The sequence below is a fragment of the Synechococcus sp. Cruz CV12-2-Slac-r genome, assembly GCF_024346075.1.
Lineage (GTDB): Bacteria > Cyanobacteriota > Cyanobacteriia > PCC-6307 > Cyanobiaceae > Synechococcus_D.
The window spans coordinates 1-2,374 of sequence record NZ_JAGQEK010000211.1 but is presented as its reverse complement, the minus strand read 5'-3'; the positions used below and the strand labels follow the sequence as shown (position 1 = coordinate 2,374).

The 2,374-nt window shown below is 46.8% G+C and carries 4 protein-coding genes and 1 pseudogene; all 5 read right to left on the bottom strand.

The window, feature by feature from the left end; translation table 11 throughout:
- Positions 1–434 (bottom strand): dTDP-4-dehydrorhamnose 3,5-epimerase (rfbC, locus tag KB557_RS10770; protein WP_255134084.1); only part of this gene is annotated, 434 nt, incomplete at its 3' end.
- Positions 424–1,314, bottom strand: coding sequence for a glucose-1-phosphate thymidylyltransferase RfbA (gene rfbA, locus KB557_RS10765; RefSeq protein ID WP_255134082.1), 891 nt, complete (start codon positions 1,312–1,314; stop codon positions 424–426). The genes rfbA and rfbC, both read right to left, overlap by 11 nt.
- 1 nt (position 1,315) lies before the next feature.
- Positions 1,316–1,792, bottom strand: a complete 477-nt coding sequence (ribH, locus tag KB557_RS10760) for a 6,7-dimethyl-8-ribityllumazine synthase (protein WP_255134080.1) — start codon at positions 1,790–1,792, stop codon at positions 1,316–1,318.
- A 6-nt stretch (positions 1,793–1,798) separates the two neighbouring features.
- Positions 1,799–1,987, bottom strand: a complete 189-nt coding sequence (gene psbZ / locus KB557_RS10755; RefSeq protein WP_255134078.1) for a photosystem II reaction center protein PsbZ — start codon at positions 1,985–1,987, stop codon at positions 1,799–1,801.
- A gap of 81 nt (positions 1,988–2,068) precedes the next feature.
- Positions 2,069–2,374: pseudogene (locus tag KB557_RS10750) on the bottom strand (hypothetical protein); the annotation flags it as partial.

The window sequence follows — 2,374 nt, the reverse complement described above, 5'->3', positions numbered from 1 at the left end:
TCGCTATCGCGGCTCCAGAAATCTGTGGTTTTATATAAAACTTCAGCATTTTCACTTAAAGTAAGAAATCCATGGGCAAATCCCGGCGGTACCCAAAGCTGTTTATGATTTTGCGAACTCAAAACTACAGTTTGGCTTTTACCGAATGTGTGGGAGTTGCAACGTATATCAACTGCTACATCCAATATTTCACCCACAACACAGCGCACTAATTTGCCTTGGGCATGGGGCGGCAGTTGATAATGCAAACCTCTTAAAACACCGCAGCAAGAACGAGAGTGATTATCTTGCACAAACTCAGTAACTTTTTGCCCGTGGATTTGGAGAAGCTCTAAAAATTTTTGTTGATTCCAACTTTCATAGAAAAATCCCCGTTCGTCTCCAAATACTTTTGGGGTAAAAAGTAATACCCCATCCAAATCTTCAACCTGCATCGGGCTCCCTCAACACCTGCAAAAGGTAATTCCCATATCCACTTTTTCTAAGGGGCTGCGCAAGATGTTCCAGCTGTTCAGCATCAATCCAACCCATGCGATAAGCCACCTCCTCCGGACAGCCCACTTTCAGCCCTTGCCTATGTTCAAGGGTGCGGATGTAAGCAGAAGCTTCATGCAATGAATCGGGAGTGCCGGTATCAAGCCAAGCCATACCCCTACCCATTAATTCAACACGCAGTAAACCATCATCCAAATAACTGCGATTTAAATCTGTAATTTCCAATTCACCGCGCGCAGAAGGTTGCACTTGGCGGGCGCGTTCCACTACAGAGGAATCATAAAAATACAAACCAGTAACAGCAAAACGGCTCTTAGGTTTTGTTGGTTTTTCCTCCAAACTCACTACCCTACCTTCATTATCAAATTCAACAACCCCATAGCGTTCGGGATCTCGCACCGGATATGCAAATACTGTTGCACCCTCTGTATCACTATTAGTTGCTTGCAACTGCAAGCTAAGGTCGTGACCATGAAAAAGATTATCGCCAAGTACCAACGCAGCTGGTGACTCAGCAAGAAATTTTGAACCGATCAAAAATGCTTGGGCCAATCCATCGGGGCTAGGTTGCACCGCATAGCTGATCTGCATACCCCAAGCGCTACCATCAGCTAATAATCTCTTAAAAGCTGGTTGATCTTGAGGGGTTGTAATTATCAAAACTTCTCGCAACCCTGCAAGCATTAATGTAGTTAATGGGTAATAAATCATCGGCTTGTCATATACAGGCATCAGTTGTTTGCTAACAGCTGTTGTTAATGGCGCTAAACGAGTTCCACTACCGCCAGCTAGAACCATTCCCTTCCTATTAATTGCCATTTCAAGGCAATCCTTTAAACAAGCTACCCATCTCCAGCGCTTGTAGCGCATAGCTCCAACCGAGATTGCTCTTAATACCTGCCCGTTCCAAGGCCTGCTGCATCGTGTCTGTTGTGAGCACTCCAAAAATTACTGGTGTGCCGGTATCTCGAGCAACCGCCGCCACACCTTTACTAACTTCAGCTACCACCACATCGAAATGGGGCGTATCACCGCGAATAACAGCGCCAAGTGTGATTACCACGTTGTAATCGCCGGTGCGCGCTAAGCGCTGAGCCACCAAAGGGATTTCAAAACTGCCTGGCACCCAAGCCACATCAAGCTGATTACTGGTGGGTGATACATCAAGGCCGTGGCGACCTAAACAATCAAGGCAGCCGCTTAATAACTTGGCTGTTACCAAATCGTTAAAACGACCCACCACCACTGCGATCTTGAGGCTTGCAGCCTCAGTAAAACGCCCTTCAAAAACGGTCATAAATTCTCACACCACAAAAACACTTACGCCCCAATTAACCAATACCAAAGCAACCCATGCCAATCCACCAATAAGAATAAGACGATTGCCGCGGCCGCTGTCGTCGTTGCTGGCATAAAGCACTGGCACTGCAACGATCAACACAAAAGACATCACCACCAGTGCCAAAACAGTGAGGGTATTGAGAATTTGCATGGTGAACCTGAAACCATGGACCTGGCTTTTTTAATTATCTCATGGCAATTGGGGCTTGCTGGCTAAAACCTGCGTGGAACTTCACAGGTTGTGGGAACTAGCCGTGCTGCGCAACCAGTGGCGAAACTCCAGCAAATCATTTTGGATTAGATGCCATAAAGGCGGCAACTGCCTCAATAAAAGCGCAATTGGTTCTGGCCGCAGTTCATCGGCATAGAGATTGCGCACTAGATGCCGAAAACGCAGATATTCCTGAAGCCCTACTTGGGTAGCATCTTTTAATACAGCTGGGCGTTGCTCGGTTGCAGTGGCCATTCGCTCCAAAAGCCGGCGATGCCAACCTTCACCTTTGCTTGGGGTGCCACCATTCACAACCCTGCTAATTAA